The organism is Photobacterium jeanii (assembly GCF_001650345.1).
Classification (GTDB): domain Bacteria; phylum Pseudomonadota; class Gammaproteobacteria; order Enterobacterales; family Vibrionaceae; genus Photobacterium; species Photobacterium jeanii.
Genome location: NZ_LVHF01000033.1, coordinates 467967 through 488398, shown reverse-complemented (window position 1 = coordinate 488398; position 20432 = coordinate 467967). Strand labels below are relative to the sequence as shown.

At 43.8% G+C, this 20432-nt stretch carries 16 protein-coding genes; 7 read left to right on the top strand and 9 right to left on the bottom strand.

What is annotated here, in order from left to right:
• Positions 1 to 111: 111 nt before the first annotated feature.
• Positions 112 to 1287, bottom strand: a complete 1176-nt coding sequence (locus tag A3K86_RS19590) for a methyl-accepting chemotaxis protein (RefSeq protein ID WP_068335386.1) — start codon at positions 1285 to 1287, stop codon at positions 112 to 114.
• A gap of 227 nt (positions 1288 to 1514) precedes the next feature.
• On the opposite strand from A3K86_RS19590, the gene A3K86_RS19585 reads away from it, so the two are divergent.
• The gene (locus tag A3K86_RS19585) at positions 1515 to 1859 is read left to right on the top strand and encodes a hypothetical protein (RefSeq protein ID WP_068337075.1); all 345 of its coding nucleotides are present in this window, start codon (positions 1515 to 1517) and stop codon (positions 1857 to 1859) included.
• Between the two features lie 72 nt (positions 1860 to 1931).
• On the opposite strand, the gene A3K86_RS19580 is transcribed toward A3K86_RS19585, so the two are convergent.
• The 5 genes from A3K86_RS19580 to fabG form a co-directional block, all read right to left on the bottom strand.
• Complete coding sequence (locus tag A3K86_RS19580; protein ID WP_068335378.1) at positions 1932 to 2555, bottom strand: hypothetical protein; 624 nt, start codon at positions 2553 to 2555, stop codon at positions 1932 to 1934.
• A gap of 8 nt (positions 2556 to 2563) precedes the next feature.
• Positions 2564 to 3364 (bottom strand): PD-(D/E)XK nuclease family protein, encoded by an 801-nt coding sequence (locus A3K86_RS19575; protein WP_068335369.1) that lies wholly within the window; start codon positions 3362 to 3364, stop codon positions 2564 to 2566.
• Between the two features lie 3 nt (positions 3365 to 3367).
• Positions 3368 to 3661, bottom strand: a complete 294-nt coding sequence (locus A3K86_RS19570) for a hypothetical protein (RefSeq protein ID WP_068335365.1) — start codon at positions 3659 to 3661, stop codon at positions 3368 to 3370.
• A 201-nt stretch (positions 3662 to 3862) separates the two neighbouring features.
• The gene (locus A3K86_RS19565; RefSeq protein WP_068335363.1) at positions 3863 to 5359 is read right to left on the bottom strand and encodes an oligopeptide:H+ symporter; all 1497 of its coding nucleotides are present in this window, start codon (positions 5357 to 5359) and stop codon (positions 3863 to 3865) included.
• Positions 5360 to 5757: 398 nt separating this feature from the next.
• Positions 5758 to 6492: a 3-oxoacyl-ACP reductase FabG gene (gene fabG, locus A3K86_RS19560; RefSeq protein WP_068335360.1), complete on the bottom strand. Its 735-nt coding sequence runs from the start codon at positions 6490 to 6492 to the stop codon at positions 5758 to 5760.
• Positions 6493 to 6778: 286 nt separating this feature from the next.
• Between fabG and A3K86_RS19555 the strand changes: the two genes are divergently transcribed.
• Together A3K86_RS19555 and A3K86_RS19550 are read left to right on the top strand one after the other, a co-directional pair.
• Positions 6779 to 7735, top strand: coding sequence for a LysR family transcriptional regulator (locus tag A3K86_RS19555; RefSeq protein ID WP_068335357.1), 957 nt, complete (start codon positions 6779 to 6781; stop codon positions 7733 to 7735).
• Positions 7707 to 8705 carry an alpha/beta hydrolase gene (locus A3K86_RS19550; RefSeq protein ID WP_068335356.1) on the top strand — a complete coding sequence of 333 codons (999 nt, stop codon included), beginning with the start codon at positions 7707 to 7709 and terminating at the stop codon, positions 8703 to 8705. The genes A3K86_RS19555 and A3K86_RS19550 overlap by 29 nt, the downstream gene beginning before the upstream one ends.
• A gap of 150 nt (positions 8706 to 8855) precedes the next feature.
• Here the strand turns inward: A3K86_RS19550 and A3K86_RS19545 are convergent, their stop codons facing one another.
• Both A3K86_RS19545 and A3K86_RS19540 read right to left on the bottom strand, forming a co-directional pair.
• Complete coding sequence (locus A3K86_RS19545) at positions 8856 to 10742, bottom strand: DEAD/DEAH box helicase (RefSeq protein WP_068335353.1); 1887 nt, start codon at positions 10740 to 10742, stop codon at positions 8856 to 8858.
• Positions 10743 to 11228: 486 nt separating this feature from the next.
• Positions 11229 to 12824 carry a sensor domain-containing diguanylate cyclase gene (locus A3K86_RS19540; protein WP_162844305.1) on the bottom strand — a complete coding sequence of 532 codons (1596 nt, stop codon included), beginning with the start codon at positions 12822 to 12824 and terminating at the stop codon, positions 11229 to 11231.
• A 656-nt stretch (positions 12825 to 13480) separates the two neighbouring features.
• Here A3K86_RS19540 and A3K86_RS19535 point away from each other — a divergent pair.
• From A3K86_RS19535 to A3K86_RS19520, 4 genes are all read left to right on the top strand, one after another.
• Entirely contained in the window at positions 13481 to 15505 is a 2025-nt protein-coding gene (locus tag A3K86_RS19535; RefSeq protein WP_068335348.1) for an exoribonuclease II, read from the top strand.
• A gap of 227 nt (positions 15506 to 15732) precedes the next feature.
• Complete coding sequence (locus tag A3K86_RS19530) at positions 15733 to 16275, top strand: DUF1415 domain-containing protein (protein ID WP_068335342.1); 543 nt, start codon at positions 15733 to 15735, stop codon at positions 16273 to 16275.
• Between the two features lie 132 nt (positions 16276 to 16407).
• The gene (locus A3K86_RS19525) at positions 16408 to 17592 is read left to right on the top strand and encodes a GGDEF domain-containing protein (protein ID WP_107270250.1); all 1185 of its coding nucleotides are present in this window, start codon (positions 16408 to 16410) and stop codon (positions 17590 to 17592) included.
• Between the two features lie 175 nt (positions 17593 to 17767).
• The gene (locus A3K86_RS19520) at positions 17768 to 18376 is read left to right on the top strand and encodes a hypothetical protein (protein ID WP_068335336.1); all 609 of its coding nucleotides are present in this window, start codon (positions 17768 to 17770) and stop codon (positions 18374 to 18376) included.
• Between the two features lie 637 nt (positions 18377 to 19013).
• Here A3K86_RS19520 and A3K86_RS19515 read toward each other — a convergent pair.
• On the bottom strand, positions 19014 to 20273 hold the full coding sequence (locus A3K86_RS19515) for a metal-dependent hydrolase family protein (RefSeq protein WP_068335334.1): 1260 nt from the start codon (positions 20271 to 20273) through the stop codon (positions 19014 to 19016).
• Positions 20274 to 20432 lie beyond the last annotated feature (159 nt).

Here is a 20432-nt window from a genome sequence, read left to right as displayed (position 1 = left end):
TCTAAGCTAGCGCTAACTACACGATAAAACACAAATAAAAACGGCAGAGTCATCACTACCCTGCCGTTTCTTTTTATCTCAACTCCAACACTAAGATCTTAGCGACGAAAATCAACTCACCTCTTGTGTTTTAAAAGCTTTTAACTGGTCAACAATTTGCTCTGTTGCCTGAGTTAAACGTTGCCCTTGCTGTTCTAATTCATGGCAATCATGCGCATTTGAGCTCGATAGGTGTTTAAGCTCATCAATCTCTTTCGCGACTTCACTGACCAGCTTACTAATGTATTTCACATCCACATTACCCTGCGGGTTTTCTTGCCCAAGTAGCGCTAAAATCCCCTCGATATTATCACTGGCACTGCTGACTTCATCTTGGCTAGTACGAGAATGCTCAGACAACGTCGCCAAAGCATCTGATTGCGCCTTCATTTGTTCACCGGCATCTTGCACTGCAGTTAAAATGCCATCGATGATCTGATTAATCTTATCGAGGCTGTCTTGGGTCGACATGGCTAATTGACGAACTTCATCTGCTACGACGGCAAAGCCACGTCCATGATCACCCGCCCGCGCCGCTTCGATTGCCGCATTCAACGCCAGCAAGTTAGTTTGATCGGCTAAGTTACCAATCACAGAAACCACACCTTCAATCGATTTGGTTTGCTCAAGCAGCGACTTAAACTTGTTATCTAGCTCGATATTGCTGTCCATGTAAGAGCCAATACTCGCAACCATGCTCCCCATCGCTTGATTGGATTGCTGTAGCCCTGATTGGGTTTTAATAACCTGTTGCTCAGTCGCTTCGGCTTTTGCTTGTAGCTCGGTCGCGGTTTGATCCAACAAGTGAAACTGAGCAGTCACGTTCTCAACCAAGGTATCCTGAGCTTGAATACGGGTAGAGATAGAGTTCGTTTTTGTGGTCAGCAAATCCGCAACGTCATCACTCTCTCGTGCTTGGCGTTGAATACCGACCAATGCTTCATTCACATTCGAGCGAAAGGCATTAATCACTTTCAACACTGCGCCCATTTCACTGTTGTAGCGACTATCCACCTCGCAGGCGACCGACAGATCTTTATCTTCAAAGCGGCGCATGTAATTTTGAACCTGCTTGAGCGATTCTACCCCCCAGTATTTTTCATCCAAATCGTGAACAATCAACACTGCCACAATGACAAATTGGAGCACTTGGGAAAATAACGCATCAGTAAAGAAAGCCGCATTAATGAATAGCGCTAGCGCACCAACCCAATGGATAAAGCGCATTCGCAGGAACAGAGATCGCATACCAACTCACAACCATAAAGATATATAAAAAATACACCTTATAGACTAGAGTGATGTTTTACAAACAGATATTCACAAAAGCACACGATGTGCTGTTTTTTCCATCAAGTGAACAAACTATCGAGTACAATCGTTCGTTAGTCGGTGTGACATCAAAGCGTCAACCAAAGCGACGCTGCCATAATGCACACACTATTTTTGTCGACGAAGAACCTAAGGCAATAACTATGAAAATTTCTGTTGATGGCGGCTCATTCAAAGTAGCAATCGAAACCGAGTACGAAGGATTAGTGGCCGAATCCACTGCAGTTTTTCAAGAAACCCTTCAGCAAGCTAAGTCTAACGACAAGGCAATACTTCGCTTTTTACAAATTATCCTTGAGCACCGCGATAACGATGATGCTATCGGCTACGCGGTAATGGGTTTACTCGGTTGGTACAACGAAGTCATTGATCCGGTTTCAGACCAAGACATTGAGCTTAATCTTCCAAAGATCGTGCCGCACCTCATCAACCCAGCCGGCGATCTCACCGCGACCAGCCAAGACGAATCAAAAACTTTTAAACACTAAGCGTTTAACGTTTTTACTAGTAAAAAGAGCGCCGAAGCGCTCTTTTTGTCTCTGTTCTTTATTCTTCAGCGATTAAGCTTTTTCTTTCAATGTCGCGAGCACCTTTTCAAACTCCGGCAAAGCATGCTCAAAGGCTAACATTGTATTGGTCACAGGCACCATCGCCTGTTCAAGATCGTGCGGATAACCTTGCAGAATATCTTGGTGGTTGAGCTTAAACGGGTACTCAATCGCATAGCCATCTGCTGATAGCTTGTAACCCTGCTCGGGCAACTGAGAATGTAGAAAAGCCTCTTTAAAGCGCGACTTGAACACCACGGCTTTTAAACCTAAGGTTCGGTAATGAGGATAAAAGCGCAGCAACAAACAATTACTGCTATCGACTAATCCACACACATGCGTCAGCCATTCGTGATCAGCCTCGTCCGCAGTCTCTGAAGCTTCGATTGAAAAGTATCCCAATCGTTGCTCTTCCTCTAACCAAGACGCAAAGCCAAAATCGATATACCCTTCATCGTAAAACTTAAAATGACTCTCTTCATCAAGAGTATGAGGTAATGTCGACAAAGAGGCTTGCACCTCTTTAGCAATACGCGCCAGCAAAACTTGGTTAACTTCATCTAAAACCAGCTTTGCCCTTTCATGGTTTTCAATATTTGAAATCACGAGCTGAGTAAGTTGTTGGTTATACTTCATTATTTCCCTCAAAAACGCTTAATAAACTGACAATACTGATTCAGTAACTGCTGAGACTGTGAGTGAATGGGTAATGTTTGGCACACGGTTAAAAAGCTCTGCCTTAGCTGTGCCCAGCTCAAACAATAAGCGCCACTGGATTCATCATCCCCCTGACTCGCTGACTGCTTGCAAGTGAGATATATCAAGGCATGCGAACCATTAGGTGACAACATACGTCGCTTGGTTTCTAATAATTTGGCGTAGCGGGATAATTGATTTTTGCCCTCTGGCGCATCAATCTTTACCTCCCAGAACATCAAAAGTTGCGCAGAGCTGATTTCAATATCTATCCGATCTTGTAGCTCTGCTAACGGCAAACTTTCAGCACGGACTGTGTATGGCTCACGATAGAGGTTCTCGCTATTTATCACTGGCAAATGATCATTGATCACCTGCGCCAATAGACGCTCACCCAAACCATGGGATTCTTTAGCATCAAGCCACCAGCTCAAAACGGCAGTATTTCTAACCTCATCTCTTTTTAACCCACTGATAGCCCATACGTTGATCTCGCAACCTTGTTGGTAATCTTGCTGATAGAGCTTCTCCACTTGCGACATATACACTTGGTAGTGAAAACAAAACTCATCATTCGATATTGGGTCAAGCCCTCCTTCGACAGGGAAACTCTGTCCAACTTGGCTGTAATAGTCAGCTAACTGACTCTGCTCATCTGAGGTTGCCCGCTGAGCTTGAGTCTCTGTTATTTCGCTTAACGCCGCAAAATAATGCGACATTGCAGTGAAACTTACTTCTTGCTCATCCACTGGTTACTCCTCATATAACGCAACAGCAGCAAATAACAGCAGCGAAAGATCGTCTCGATCCGCACACAAAGGCTGCTCACCTGCAGCAAACATGGCTGAAAATTCAATCTCAGGGTTAAAGCGCTTGAGCGTCGCTTGCAGCAAAGCCAATGAAACAGACTTTGATTCATCTGGCGCTTGGTACAACTTCAACTGCGCGATGAAATCATCTCTTTGTTGTACTGACCACGACAACGCATCACCCGATGATAAATACAGAATCGCATGATCAAAAGCTTGTTGTTGAAGAAGGGACATATCGCTATCACTCATTACCAATTGTTACTGCTAAGTTACTACCTCAAAACCAATACAGAATAACATACCATATAGTAACGACAACATATGTCGCTTCGATCACTTACTTTCATCACCATCAATACGTCAAAAAGAAAGCTCCTCAATGAGGAGCTTTCAACAGTGGTAACCCTAACAATTGAGGGTAAGGAGCAGAGCGTGTTAATTCGCCGTTTCCGCCACGGTTTCTTCTTCTTGCTCGCGGTCTTGAATAAGGCTGTCGAGTTTTTTCGCTGTAAACAGCATTAGCAATGCCATCACAAAAGCGCCAATACCGACTTTGAGGAAGTAACTTGCGTACACAGGTAAAGTTTGTAGAGAATCAACCGCACCTGCCGATTTAGGTACCGCAATGTACACCGCAAGGTTGGCTGCAATCACAGCCGAGATACCTAAGGTCAGGGTTCTAAAGCCTAAGGTAAAACCAATCATATGGTTAGGGACTAATTGCGCAAGTACCGAAATACCCAAAGCACTAATCAAGAGCTCACCTAGACCTTGGAATAAGTGCGTTAAAATCAGCCAGAATGCTGAAACACGACCTTCCGCATCAGCCATGAAATACGCACCGTAAGATAAGCACAAGAAAGCCAGCGAACAGAAAATCATCCCTACCGCAAATTTTAATGGTAAAGATGCGCCTTTACCGTTGGCACTTGTTTTTTCATAGAATATGGCAAGTAATGGACTAAGAATAATTATCCAGAACGGGTTCAATGCTTGCGTTGAAACAGGATCGAATGGAATGCCTAAGAACTCATGACGAGTATTATGGATCGCAAAGAAGGTTAGCGATGTTGGCATTTGTTTGTAGAGGATAAAGAATATAACTGAGAAACCTAATAAAACTAAGCTTACAATCATCTTTTTCTGCTGAGCTTTGCTTTCTTTTCGCATGTAATTAATAAAGAAAGTAAATGCAACACCCAAAGCAATAACAAGTAGAACTTGCATTAATTCGTAGTGGGTAATTAACCAGCTGCCTGCTAGCGTCAAAGCGGTTAATCCAAGTAATAACAAACCGTAAGTACGGAAGTTAATTTTTTCAAAATCAGCAGGAGAACCAATTTCTTTAACCCAATTACGTTTAGCCAGATAAATTACGATAGTGAGGACATTCCATAATGCGGCAATCGAAAATCCAGCAGCGTAATTATATTTATGCGCGATAATGGGGGTGATGATTAATGACACACATGAGCCTATATTAATCATCATGTAGTAAAGGGTGAAGGCACTATCGATGCGATTGTCATCTTTGTTGTAGGCTTTGGAGATCAAGTTTGACGGGCAGTTATTGGCTAATGCTCGACTTACCCCACCACCCGCGATACCTATCATAGCGAGCGGTATACTGCCGATTGAAGCGGCATAACTTAACAAGAGCAGTGTTACAACAATACCTAGGTTACCAATAATCAAAGACCGCTTAACACCGATCACTTTATCGGCTAAATATCCACCAATTGCATAAATAATTGTAGAGAAAGCAGAAGCTGCACCATTAATTAAAAAGGCATCACTTTCTGACATTCCTAAATCATTTACCATAAATACAGTAACAATAGCGACCAGTCCATACATTGATAACATGGCTGGCATAATAATTATGCACATCAACTTAAATGCTGATGGTTGACGAGAAAACGCGATTGACATTGAACTTTCCTCATATTTCAGGCGTAAAAAACCCGAAGTCCGTGGTAATTAAAGACCTATAAGAATATTCCTTTAGAAAGAAGTACGAATAATATTGCTTCAGTAAGATATTAAATTATTAAGTAATCAGTAACGATATTACCTCTAGTTATTTTAACCTCATTAACCATTCATGCGCATGTTATATCTTTTTATTAACAGTAGTGGTGATGAAGATCTTAAAGGTGAGTATAAATGTGAATCGCTGTCGCAAATTTTGAAAACTAATTAATTAACAATATCGTTAATAGTTAAATAATAGATAAAAACAAAAGCCCTTATATTTAAATAAGGGCTTAAATGATTTTTTTATATTTATTTGGCTATAACAAAAATAGTTGCGATTTATTTACACTAGGTTATATAACCAAGCCACCGTCTATTTTTAATGTCTGCCCTGTAATAAAAGAAGATTGCTCACTCGCTAAGAATAACGCACCGTTAGCAATATCTTGCGGCTTACCCATGCGTTGTAACGGGGTTTTTGCTTTCATGAAACTTAGCACTTTTTCAGGTAAATCGACTGTCATTGGTGTTTCTACAAAGCCTGGGGCAATACAGTTAGCGCGAACTTGAGCCCCTTTGCGTGAAAATTCTTTCGCCCAACCTTTGGTCATGGCAATCACACCACCTTTAGTTGCGGCGTAATTACTCTGACCTATGTTGCCATCAGTCCCCACCACAGAAGACATGGTGATAATAGAGCCGCTACCATTTTCCATCATCAAAGGCGCGATAGCTTGGGTCATATTGAACACGCCCTTGAGGTTCACATCCGCCACCATATCCCACTCTTCTTCGGTCATCTTATCGATTAGGTTATCGCGGGTGATCCCAGCGTTATTTACCAACACATCAATGGTGCCAAACTCATCTTTGCTCTGAGCAATCAAATGGCTAATAGCCGCTCGGTCACACACGTTCAATTCAACGGCGCGAACGTTGGAATAGCTTTCCGTTAAATCCTGCATTGCGCTGGCATTCATATCGCAAACTAACACCATCTTTGCGTCGTGTTTTGCAAAGGTTTCTGCAATACATCGCCCAATTCCCTGTGCAGCACCCGTCACTAAGCACACTTTATTCGCTAGCATAACGTTTCCCCTCTTCACAACCGCAAGTCATCCTTGCGCTAAAAGTTAAAGTCATTGAATAAAATCATGATAGTTCAGTTATGCAATTTGATTACCAACATTGATGCAATTCAGATTTTCATAATTATTTTCTTATAACTTGCAGGTTTCATTCACATTCTCAAGATGAAATAATTTTGCAATAAGATGCATAAGGTTATTTTGGTATAGTTGAATTTTCCAATTCACTCTCTTTCATTAGCTATGAGGCTTTGTTTCGAGAGCATTAGCACAATGGAATTAACAAATGTTAGACAAGGTTGTCTTTTTTCTTCACGTCATCCGCGCAGGTTCGCTCAGCGAAGCTGCTAAGCAATATGGGATCTCAGCTTCCGCTGCGAGCCGCTGGATCAATGAACTCGAAGAAAGCATGGGCGTCAGCTTAATAAAGCGTACGACACGCAAGATCAGCCCAACCCAAGCAGGACAACGACTCTACGACCGCTTCAATCAAATAAATAACCAAATCAACGATATCTTTGATGAAGTACAGAACTTAAGTCATGAAGATCGCGGCACGATCCGTGTTGCAAGCACGCCGCTGTATGCCAAACATTACCTCGCCACCATCATTGGCGAATACGTACAGCTTCATCCTGAGGTCAATTTCGTGGTACTTGAAACCGCCTTTGATGTTGACCATACCCATGATGTTGACTTTGCGATACGCGCCAACGCCACCTACCGTGGTCTACAAGATAAAGACAGCCTACTGGTGAAGCGAACGCTACTCAAAGAGCCATTAATGGCGTGCTGCTCACCCGAGTACATCACTAAATTTGGCGAGCCTGTTGTGCCATCAGATCTCCAGAACCACTTATGCTTATATGCCGCAACACTTGTGGGTGGCAATAAGTGGATTTTTGAAGATGATGGCGATTACAGCGCAGCCGAGATCCCGCAAACCGTCGAAGCCGATGACAGCGAAATCCTTAAAAACATCGCCCTTGCGGGAGGAGGGATTGCTTACTTACCTTACTGTCTGATCCGTCATGAACTCACTCACGGTAAGCTGCAACCCGTGCTATCCGACTATGTCTCAAGCCAATTTGAAATCAATCTATATTTCAAGCCCCGCCGTCACATGCCAACTCGATGCGCTAATTTCAAACAATATCTGCTAAAGCGCACGGCTGAGATCGACTTACAACAAAAACAAGGAACCATGCCAACCAATGGAAAGCCACTTACGCAGTTGGCTTAATGCCTTCCACCAACAAACCCAAGATGCGCCTCTCAATGCTAATGCTGCACGCGACGGTCTGAAGCTACTAACGCAACAGTATCAGTGCCAAGACATTGCTGCTGTCCACACCACAGATACGATGATCGCCAACAGCACTATTCCATGTCGTATCTATCAGCCTCTCACTCTTCACCATGCCCATTCAGCGCCAGCGCTTTCTTTAGATACAGACTGCCCTGTCACTCTATTCTTTCATGGTGGTGGGCATTTGGCGGGCAATATCGAGGTATACGACAGCATTAGTCGCCAGCTGGCGCATGCTAGCCAATCGATTGTGATCACTATCGACTATCGCTTAGCTCCCGAACACCCTTATCCTGCGGGATTAAACGACGGTCGCCATAGCCTCTACAACGTTTTTACGACCTTAGATAAAGCTAATATCCCTTATCAACGCTCGTTACGCGTACTTGGCGATTCAGCTGGTGGAGCAATGGCCGCCACCCTAATACAAGAGTGGGGTTTTCGTAGCTGCCCGCTAAAAGGCAAAATTGATAAGCTAGTCTTGATATACCCAAGCTTGGATTACACCATGAGTGCACCTTCACTCGCGCAATATGGTTCTGGGCACTTACTAGAAAAAAAGAAAATCGCTTGGTATTTTGAGCAGTATTTCGTGCCTTACGAAGATCGTTATCATGCCTCCCCCTTATTCGGTCAGATCAACCAAGATCACCCTGAAACTTTAGTGATCACTGCACAATATTGCCCGATCAAAGATGACGGTCGCCGCTACTACGATAGGTTGATCACCCACGGTGTCCATGCTCGATATCTGGAACTCCCTAACTCCATTCATGCCTTCTTGAACTTGTACCAGCTACAGCAAGAGGCATGTGACCATAGCTACGCGGCAATCAACAAATTCCTCAACGCTCCAAAAAAAGCGCTGCCGTTAACTGACACTATCACCCAGCAAGAAGAATAAGGTTAGAGTAAGGATTAAGGTTTGAGATAACAATCGAATCAGTTATAGAACACGCCCTTATCCTCATTGGTATTTACCAATAAACAGGCATAAAAAAACCGAGCCATATAGGCTCGGTTTCTTTATGTAATGCGCTTTAGCGACTGACTCTTATGCGTCGTTACGACGACGGTCAGAGTTGTGGTTGCGACGGTTACCACCATCACGGTTGCCATCGCGGTTACCACGGTAACCACCACGGTTATCACCGCCACGGTTACGGTCAAAGCGACGCTCGCCATCACGACGGTTGCCACCATCACGGTTACCACGGTAGCCACCACGGTTGCCGTCACGACGACCGTTACCACCACGGTGTTCGCGAAGAACTTCACCTTCAACAACAACTGCTTTCACGTCGTTTTGACGGATGCGTAGTTTCTTAAGTTGAGCAGAAACTTCAGCAGTCATCTTCTTAGGAAGTTGAACGTAAGTGTGCTCTGGTGCCAGTTTGATTGCACCGATGAACTCTTTGCTTAGGCCTAGTTCGTTTGCGATTGCGCCAACGATATCTTTAACCTGAACACCTTGCTCACGGCCAACTTGTAGCTGGTAAGTATCCCAGTCAGCGTTGTTGTAAGAACGACGCTCACGACGTTCACCACGCTCACCGCCACGATCATCACGACGACGCTCACGACGTTGCTTATCACGCTCGATAGCAGCGATCATTGGGTCTGGACCTTTGTAGAACAGAGGACGGTTACCCTGCTGACGCTGAAGAAGCATAGCTGCAAGTGTTGCTGCATCAACTTCGATAGATTCTTGTAGTTTCTCTACAAGCTCAACGAATGCATCAACGTTAATTTCTTCTTTTTGCGTTTGAAGCTCTTGACCTAGACGAGTCAGGCGCGCTTCAGCAACAACGTCACGTAGAGGAAGTTGGATTTCTTCCATGCGAGACTTAGTTACACGCTCGATAGTGCGAAGCATACGGATTTGGTTAGTGCGAACTAGTAGGATCGCTTTACCCGTACGACCAGCACGGCCTGTACGACCGATACGGTGAATGTACGACTCAACATCGAATGGGATGTCGTAGTTAAATACGTGTGTAATACGTGGCACATCAAGACCACGAGCAACAACGTCAGTCGCAACTAGGATGTCGATAACACCTTTTTTGATGTGATCAACAGTACGCTCACGTAGAGACTGAGGAATATCACCGTGAAGTGCAGCCGCTTTAAAGCCACGTGCAGATAGCCAATCAGCTAGACGCTCGGTATCCTGACGAGTACGTACGAATACGATAGATGCGTCAGTTTCTTCAGTTTCAAGAAGACGGCTCATAGCTTCGTCTTTCTCTACGCCTTTCACTACCCAGAACTGCTGCTCTACTTTAGATACAGTGCGGTTTTCACCAGCAACGTCGATGCGCTCAGGACTACGTAGGAAACGGTCAACGATTTGTTTAACGATTGGAGGCATAGTCGCAGAGAAAAGCACGCGTTGTGCAGTTTCTGGCGCTTGTTCCATGATCCAAGTTACGTCGTCAACGAAACCCATTTTTAGCATTTCGTCAGCTTCATCAAGTACGAATGTGTGTACTTCATCAAGGTGTAGACGATCGCGAGTGATAAGGTCTTTAACACGACCAGGAGTACCAACAACAATGTGTGCGCCAGATTTAAGAGCACGCATTTGATCAACGATAGATGCACCACCGTAGATTTCTAGTACTTTCAGACCCTTGATGTTTTGACCAAGGTTCTTAATTTCTGCTGCAACCTGAATAGCAAGCTCACGAGTCGGCGCCATGATGATCGCCTGTGGTTTGTGCTGCTTAAGGTTCAGTTTGTTTAGAAGTGGTAGAGAAAACGCTGCGGTTTTACCTGTACCAGTCTGTGCTTTACCTAGTGCATCAGCACCAGTTAGAAGCAACGGAATAGACGCCGCCTGAATTGGAGTCGGCGCAACAAAGCCCATAGAGTCAAGTGCGGATAATAGTGTGTCGGCCAGATCTAACTGGCGAAATTCAGTAACAGATTCTTGCATTGGGATCCCAATAAATAATCTAACAAAAACGGGGCCCCTTTCGCTTTAAAAGTTCTGCAACAGCAACCACAAGCTTGGGCCTCGACGATGAGAGGCGCGTATTCTGCGCTATTACTCGATAAAAAGCCAGAAAAAATTGAGGGATGTCACAAATTGGCCGCTAAACATCCATTTTCAGACATAACTAAGCAACAAAGCTGTAAAAATAGTCATTGGTTTAGTAATAAACTTTAAGAAGTCTTGGTTTAGTTACGGAATCCATTCATATTTTTTGATGTTTTCTGGCTTTAGAAAATCAACGGCTCACCAATCTCAGCAAAACTTTGTTCTTGTGCCTAAGGTTATGACTTTGTGCTCACAGCATTTACTAACAAGAGCACCCAAAAACACATTCCAGTAGCGCTAACAAGAAAAAAGCCTCCTCAACTTTAGTTGAGAAGGCTTACATTTTCCAACTTACGACTCAATTGAGGTAACTCAGCGTATTTATGCGTTGCGCCACACCACATGCTGATTTCGGCCTTGGGTTTTCGCTTCATACAAAGCGCGATCAGCAAAAGTGACTAATTCTGTCGGGCATTCATCATCCTGAGGCACCAAACTATGGACTCCAATGCTCACAGTGACATGGCTGCCATCATTCTTTTGATGTGGAATAGCAAGTGCTGTGATTGCCGCTAATATATCTTGTGCCACCAATGTTGCCATTTCACCATCGATACCTGGAAGTAAACAAGCAAACTCTTCCCCACCAAATCGACTCACGACCGAGTTCTTATACACATCGAATTCAGTCTTCAACACTTCTGCTATGCGTTGCAGACACAAGTCTCCTTCAAGGTGACCATAGGTATCGTTGTATAACTTGAAATTGTCGACATCGAGCATCATCAAGGTTAATGGTCGTTGGATCTCTTTCGCGATATCCCAATAAGCGTGAAGTTTTTGATCAAAGAACCGACGATTAGCAATCCCAGTTAAACCATCTTGCATCGACAGCAACTCAAGACTGCGGTTGGCATCTTCTAATGCTCGATTGGTCGCTTGAAGCTCTTTTGTGCGTTTCACTACTCGATTTTCAAGTTCTACATTAAGTTGTTTAATCGCATCGTAATGACGACGGATCACGATTTGCTGACCAATAGCAGCACCAAATAGTTTGAGGATTTCTTTTTGATGCTCGGTTAAGCCGCGTTGGGTGATCAAGTTATCGACCGCCACCCAACCAATGCACTCTTGACCATTCCACATTGCGATCATGGCATTCCAGCCAACCCCAACTTGGTCTTTACCGTAATAGAGCGGTGCATTTTCTTTCACCACCACATGATTCTTATGACTTAAGGCTTCATTGACCAATGGATGATCAGGAATTTGACTCTTAAAACCTTTACGACAAACCAACTGCCCTTCCGGCGTGGTGCCATAAGTACCCATCATTTGGTGAGATTTAAAATCCGTTAGGAAAATAGCCATCCGATCGATACCAAGGTAGGCGCGTCCCAATTCAATCGCTTGGCGATACAAAATATCGAGCTCAGTCACCTGCGATAACTTCAACGTCACTTCATGCAAGTTACGCAATAAACCTAAATATTCCGTGATGTACTGTTTTCGGACTTCTAATTCAGCCTCAATACTTCGACGCGTTAAATTATGGTGGATCACCTCTTGTTGTAGCACCCGCGCACTAATATCCGACGCTAAGACCACCAACAACTTTTCTACATACTGAATGTTTTCTTCAAAGCACGCGGCATTATCTGTTTCAGCATAAATGTAAGCCACATTCCGCCCGTGCATCTGAATAGGTAAAAGGATCTGACAACACAGGTTTTCTTCTTCTACATTCCAAAACGCTTTGTAAGGCTTGCTGACATACGCACGTACAAATTCGTGACTGCTCTTGGCTTGCTCTAATAAGCCAACAGGCACGCCGTTATATTCAGTGATAAGCAAAGGCTGGTTAAAATAGCGATATTCTCCTTTTCCTGCCCAACTCGCGAAAACAAACGTTTTATCGTCTTGTTCTACCATCAGGGTGATATCGTTAAGCTTTAAATCAAAATTCAAAGCAGACATTAAGCAATGACACCACCGCTCCATATTCGCTTGTCTTGCAAGCTGTTCGACGAGATCATTTAACCCTCGAACTTCGCAAACCGTCATAAAGTATCCTAGCACTAACGTTATAATTATTGTTCGGCACTAAGCGGTGAACGAGCAGCTATCACTTTAGAGTTCTCTGACTCTTATGAGTAATGTCACTACACATGAAAATGACAAAAATGATGCTGCATAATCTAATGTTCAATCCTACCTTTCATTTCAGTTACAAATTAGCTTCTTGCTCATAATGATCTTTAATTCAACAATGATGAACTTTGTATATTCCCGATACGAGTTCATCCTTTGTTAGATTACATTTGTACCTAATTTGAAAGGGAAACAAACCGCATTTGCACCGAAAGAAAGTATTGCGCTTCATTGCATAGTAACCTAACGATTTTTCTAGAGTTTGTGATGTATATGCAAATGCACGATCATAAAAGCGATTGACCCGACACATTTATGTCACCAATCAGTGTTAATGCAATAATTAATCGATAATTCAGACTGATAGCTCACACCTTAGCTTGCTAAACACTTCGTCTATCTCGCCATGAAAATCACTGTAATTTGTGCCATTTGCTATAAATCCGTATAGTGTGACGGTTCACAATCTGAGACTAGGTATAATGCTCCAAGATAATCCATTGCTAGCCCAGCTAAAGAAGCAAATTCAAGAGACCCTTCCTAAAAAAGAGGGGAACATCAAAGCTACCGATCGCGGTTTTGGTTTTCTAGAACTCGACAACGGTAAAGACAGCGTTTTTATCCCGCCTAACTACATGAAAAATGTTATGCATGGCGACCGTGTAATTGCTGTGATCCGTACAGAGAAAGAGCGTGAAGTTGCTGAGCCTCAAGAGCTTGTTGAGCAATCGATAACGCGTTTTATTGGCCGTGTGAAGCTGATCCGTGACCGCCTAAACGTGGTACCTGATCACCCACAACTAAAAGATGCAATCAAAGCGCGTGCCGCAAAAGGCGTAAATCCAGAAACCTTAAAAGACGGTGACTGGGTTGTTGCAAACCTAAATAACCACCCGCTTGCTGAAGGTAACAACGGCAAGAACAAGAATTTCACTTGTGTGATCAGTGAGAAAATCACCGATAGCAATGACAAAATTGCACCTTGGTGGGTAACACTGGCACGTCACAACCTGCCAAATGCTGAACCAGCACCACAAGAGAGCTGGTCAATGTTAGATGAAGGTCTTGAGCGTCAAGATCTGACTCACCTACCCTTCATCACCATTGATGGCGAGTCAACCAAAGACATGGATGATGCGCTTTATACTGAAGCGAAAGAAGACGGCAGCTTCGATATCACCATTGCGATTGCTGATCCAACGTCTTACATCCAAGTTGATAGCGACATGGACAAAGAAGCTCGTGAGCGTGGTTTCACTATCTACCTACCGGGTCGCAACATCCCTATGCTGCCACGTGAACTGAGCGATGAGCTATGTTCACTGATGGAAGATGAAAAGCGTCCTGCTATTTGTTGTCGTGTGAACGTAGATAAAGACGGCGTGATCAGTGAAGACATCACGTTCTTCGCGGCATGGATCCAATCTCAAGGTCGCCTGTCTTACGACAATATTTCTGATCTGCTAGAAAACGGTAGTTGTGAAGGCTTCGCGCCAAGCGATGTGATCCGTCAGCAGATCGATGCGTTACACGCATTTGCTAATGCACGTAGTGATTGGCGTGCCAACAACGCCGTTGTATTCCCAGACCGTCCTGATTACCGCTTTGAGCTAAGCGAAGACAACGATGTGCTCGCGATTCACACCGATCCTCGTCGCACAGCTAACCGCATGGTAGAAGAAGCGATGATCACAGCGAACATCTGTGCTGGTCGTGTACTACGTGAGAAATTCGGTCTTGGTGTATTCAACACACACGCAGGTTTCAACCTAGAAAAAATCGACACTGCAATGGAGTTCCTAACTCAAGCAGAAGCGCCATTTGAGAAGGAAGCACTCGCTACGCTAGAAGGCTTCAGCGCACTACGTCGTTGGTTGAACACGCAAGAAACGACGTACCTAGATAACCGTCTACGCAAATTCCAAGCATACAGTGAAGTAGGCAACACGCCAGCACCACACTATGCCATGGGCCTAGATGTTTACGCGACTTGGACCTCTCCAATCCGTAAATACGGCGATATGATCAACCATCGTCTATTGAAAGCGGTGATCACAGGTAACGAGCCAAGCCAAAAACCTGATGATACGGTAGGCGAAGAAATCGCTGCGCACCGTCGCTTCCACCGCATGGCTGAGCGTGACGTAGCTGATTGGCTATACGTGCGCCTTCTTAGCAATGCCGTGAAAGACGAAACCGTATTTACTGCAGAAATTTTCGATATCAACCGTGCTGGTATGCGTGTTCGTCTACTAGAAAACGGGGCTGCGGCATTCATTCCTGCGCCATTGATTGTTGATAACAAAGAGCGCATCGAATGTAGCGGTGAGCTAGGCGTTATCAATATCGATAAAGTACGTGAATACCAACTTGGTGACAGCTTCGAAGTGAAGCTAACTGAGGTACGTGCAGCAACGCGTCAACTTGTTGCTCGTCCTGTACAGCAGTTCCCTGCACCTAAAGTTGAAGCGCCAAAAGAAGAACAAAAAGCAGATGCGAAAGCGTAATTTTTCGTATTAACGGGTTAAGAAAAAACCGACACCTTGGTGTCGGTTTTTTTTGCTCAGTTTGATAGCAAACAAGCTAACTGGCAACGCTATTGCTGGTATCTTTTTCCTGTATCACACCATGGACACGCGAAAGCCAAAACTTTGACAAGAAAAGCGGGATTTTCTCGTCTCACCTTACAATTACTGTTACTCTTATCAAAAAATATTACAGAGTAAAGTTCACCATGCCTCAAGTTGCTCAAACCGTACAACAGTGGTTAGAAGATGTTGTCATCGGGTTGAATCTTTGCCCGTTCGCGGCAAAACCTAACCGTAACAAACAAATTAAAATTCACGTAAGTGAGTGCACAACAGAAGCTGATCTGCTGGAAGATATCTATCAACAAATCCGTCACTTAGATGACACTCCTGTAGATGAACTAGAGACAACATTAGTTGTTGCACCACATATGCTGAACGATTTTGACGACTACAACCAATTTCTTGATTTGGTAGAAGGTTTAATATCGCAACTTGGCAAGCAAGGGATTTATCAAATCGCGAGCTTCCACCCTGATTACCAATTCTATGGCACTGAGCCAGATGACGCTGAAAACCTGACCAATCGCTCGCCATACCCAATTTTTCATCTGATCCGTGAAGAAAGCATGGAAAAGGTACTTAAACATTACCCAGATCCTGAGGGGATCCCAGAGCGAAATATTGACTGTGTGGAAAATCTTACTGCTGAGCAAAAACGTCAATTATTCCCATATCTTATCAAGTAACAGTTTGCTTCGCCGATAAGATAAAATAACAACGACTATAAGAGATTTGATGACCCGCTTAAGGGCTTGATTGACATGCTGCCACTTTCGTTTGATGTATTCAGAAGCGCCGGATTTCGATTTGGGCTGCCAATGTGCCTAGCACTTGGCACCCTTTTCTTGCTTGAGTACGCCAAATTTACGCTAGTGAACTACCAAGAATTGTTGTTCACTTTGCCTTATGTGCTGTTCTCACTGGTGATCCTACTTAGCCAGCCTTTTAACCAAGGTCGTACAGGGTTAAGCGCTCTACTGATGCTTATCGCCTACTACATCATTCAGAATCATTTACAGGCACCGCTTTCAAATAACGACACCAAGCTGACCTTTGTTTTGCTGTGTGGCTTACTGCCATTAAATTTACTACAAATACATATCTTGCCCGATAAACGCCTTAATTCTCGCTTTGGCGGCTTTTATATCTTGTTTATTCTGATGCTGGTGGGCTGGTCAGCCTTGGTGGTTAATCACTTCCGCGATTCCGATCTCACCCACGTTTGGGATAGCTACCTTTATGCTATTCCGAACTTTTCACCCATGCCTATCGTGCTGTTTTTACTGTCAGTCGCCATTACGCTAAGTAGTGCATCAACTATCTTGAAACGCAACTTAGGCTCAGACCAAACAGTATTTGTGAGTTTGCTATTTTCTGGAATGACATTTGTACTCTTTCAGTACAACTTCATTTCGAGTACAGCTTTCTCCATTGCTGCACTTATTCTGCTGCTCAACCTGATCACCTGTAGCCATGAACTCGCCTTTGTTGATCAATTAACGGGGATTCCAGGGCGACGTGCTTTAGAGACAGAGCTAAAACATTTAGGACGTACCTATACGCTGGCAATGTTGGATGTCGACCATTTTAAGAAATTTAACGATACCTATGGTCATAAAACCGGTGATGACGTGTTAAAGCTAGTCGCTCAGCTAATGCGAAATACTAAAGGCGGTGCACAGGTATTTCGCTACGGTGGTGAAGAGTTCACCATTATGTACAAAGGGAAAGAAGCCAGCGATTGTAAAGCATTTTTGGATGAGCTTCGGCAGTCAATTGCTGATTACAGCTTCAGTTTACGCGATCATAACACCCGCCCTGACGACAACAAGAAAGGGGCAAAAATGCGCAAGAAATCCGATAAAAGCACAGAAACGAATATTACGGTCAGTATTGGTGTTGCTGATAGCTTCCCTGATCATAATCCTGAGAATGTTTTAAAAGCCGCAGATCAGGCGCTCTATAAAGCCAAACAAAAAGGACGAAATCGCGTAATGAGTTAACGTCAACTCAGTACTAAAACACCACCCCAACCCAACAATCCTTTTATACCTACAAAGCAAGTCACAATGTAACACATTGATTTAAAAGTAATGAAAAGCTAGATACTGCTATTAATAGAATGCATAATTGAACGCCGGACAATTAGTGATAACAATATAAGAAATCTAGCAGCACATGAAAAAGTTACTTTTAGCGACCGCTTTCATTTCTAGCGCAGCAGCAGCTTCGAGCAATATCAACGAAAATTTCACCCATATTGGTTTTGGCTATAAACATACTCGTTATGCCACTGAAGGCCTTGCTCCCTACTTCAAAGGCAACTACAAAAATGATGAGTGGAAAAACTTAGGTGGGTTTTATTTAGACCTTCAAGCAGATCTTGCTTATGGGGTTTATTTTGAAGGCTACGCTGACGCAACAACGCGATTCAGCACCAGCATCGATCAGTGGCAAGCAGGCATGGGTTATGCCCCTTATCGTAGTCCTTTCCTTAGTACACCAGTAAGCTGCGGTGTGATTAACTACAGCTCTTCTCGTGACAATGTTAAAGGGCAATCTGAAGTTGCACCATATTGTAAGCTGGGTATCCGCACTCAAATTGCAAACCACTGGAACCTCAAAGTTGACTATCAGCATGCGTTCTACAAAGAAGCACGCCAAAGCTTAACTTTCGACAACGTATTCCAATTTGGTCGTGTATTCGGTTTAGTCGCGGGGCTGGAACTTGCTCAACGCCATAAAACCGAAATCGGTTACAAGTTCGGTATGCAGTTCTCGTTCTAACCACATTTTGACCGACATAAAAAAACCCGATGAACACATCGGGTTTCGGTTACCAAGAAACCTGTCTTGTTTTAGGATGAACTAAGCAAGAAAGGTCCAGCTATGCAGCAACGCCAATAAATTTTAAGTACGGAATCCTAACAGACCGGCGACCAAACCTTTGTTAAGCCCTATACTTGGGAGCGACTTACCTTTCCATAAGGAAGGCTTGCCTTATTATTATTTGTATTCCGCATTATGCAACCAGGGTCATTATTGTTTTCTTAACAAATCAATAATTTAAGCCAGTTACAAAAATTCCATCTACGAATCATATTAGCAGCCAAATAGGCTGTAGAAAACTACTATTTCACGGATTATTTGGCTTTAACCCTTATTTAATTAGTGGATGATCGCTTAAAATAGTTCAAGAAATTCAATCAAATTCTGTACAACCGCTACTTTCATACATTAAAGCTCAACATCAAATCTATTTTAAGCTTCATACTACATAGTAAAGCTGACACCTTCCTGAACTTGTATTAACTTAAGCGCATATTAACCAAAGGTATTTTTCAACAGCTTCACTTGTGCTAATTATCGTTTCATGCCCCCTCCCTAAGAGCTAATCGCAGCACATCCATGTGCCATGCTTTAATTACAATGTGTTTTTGTACACCACACCGTCTTTCATAATCATTTTTTGATTTTGAGTGTCCATCACGCATGCAACACCAGCCAGTGGATTGCCATCAATAATCAGTAAATCAGCGTAAGCACCTTCGACAATTTGCCCAAGCTTGCCCTCTTGATATGGGTGTTGGTAAGTCGACAGCTCAAACAGTCGCCCGCAATTTGATGTTGCCATTCGCAACGCCGTGATAGTGTCAAAAGTTTGCTCAATTGCCCCCAGCTCATTCAATTGAGTCGCATGCACATCGCGCTCACCGACACAGTCAGTGCCGAATGCGAGATTTTGAATATCGTATTTTTTGATCAACTCAGCCGATTTAAACATGGCTTTACCAACTCGCTCGGTTTTGCGGTAAGTTTCTTCGTTAGGTAATGGGATCTTACGCTCTGCTATCAGAGAAGAGGTAAAGTACGACGGTACAACCCAAATCCCCTTTTCTTTGATAATTTGAGCAATCTCATCGTCCATAATTGTTGCGTGCTCAAAAGACATCACTCCGGCTTCAGCAGCACGACGCATCGCATCTGCCGTGTGAATATGCGCGGCAACGTAAGTCCCGTAATCCGATGCTGCCTCAACTGCGGCTTTCATTTCATCTAAGGTATATTGCAAAGTATCCAGCGGATCGAATGTTGATGATGCACCGCCGCCCGCCATGATTTTAATTTGCGAGGCGCCCATGAATAATTGCTCGCGCACGGCTTTTAGCACTTCGGCTCGCCCATCTGCGACTTTCATCGCCCCCAGTTTCATCATTGGCGAATCTTCATGCTGACCAATCCGTTCTTGAGCACGGTTCTGGCGATAATCTGAGTGACCGCTGGTTTGAGATATCGCTGCCATTGAAGGCAAAATGCGAGGTCCTGTGGCATAGCCGTTATCAATACTGCTTTTTAGTCCTAATGTATTGCCCGCCACATCACGCACCGTCGTAAAACCTCGCATCAGCATCTCTTCAGAAATCTTTGCTGAACGGATTGCCACTTCTTCTCGGGTCATAGTATCAACCTCGTTAAACGGTGCTGACAGCGTAATATGCACATGAGCATCAATCAGCCCTGGCATCACAGTACCGCCCTTAGCATCAATCACTTCATCAGCAAGCGATGAATCAATCTCGCCAATCTGAGTGATCAAGTTGTCTTCAATTAATACCGAAACATTCTCAATCAATTGCGCATCTACACCATTAAACACGTTTGCATTCACAATTAGCTTTTTCATTTTGACTACCTCACAGGACTGATATTGCGTCGTTGACGAGTGCATAGTAGCGAGCGATCAAAGTGAAAAATTGCCATTTGATGACAGTAAATACAGAAAGCGCACAAAAAAACACCCGCGTTTCCTTGGGTGTTTTTAGTCAGAATCAATGGCTAGCAA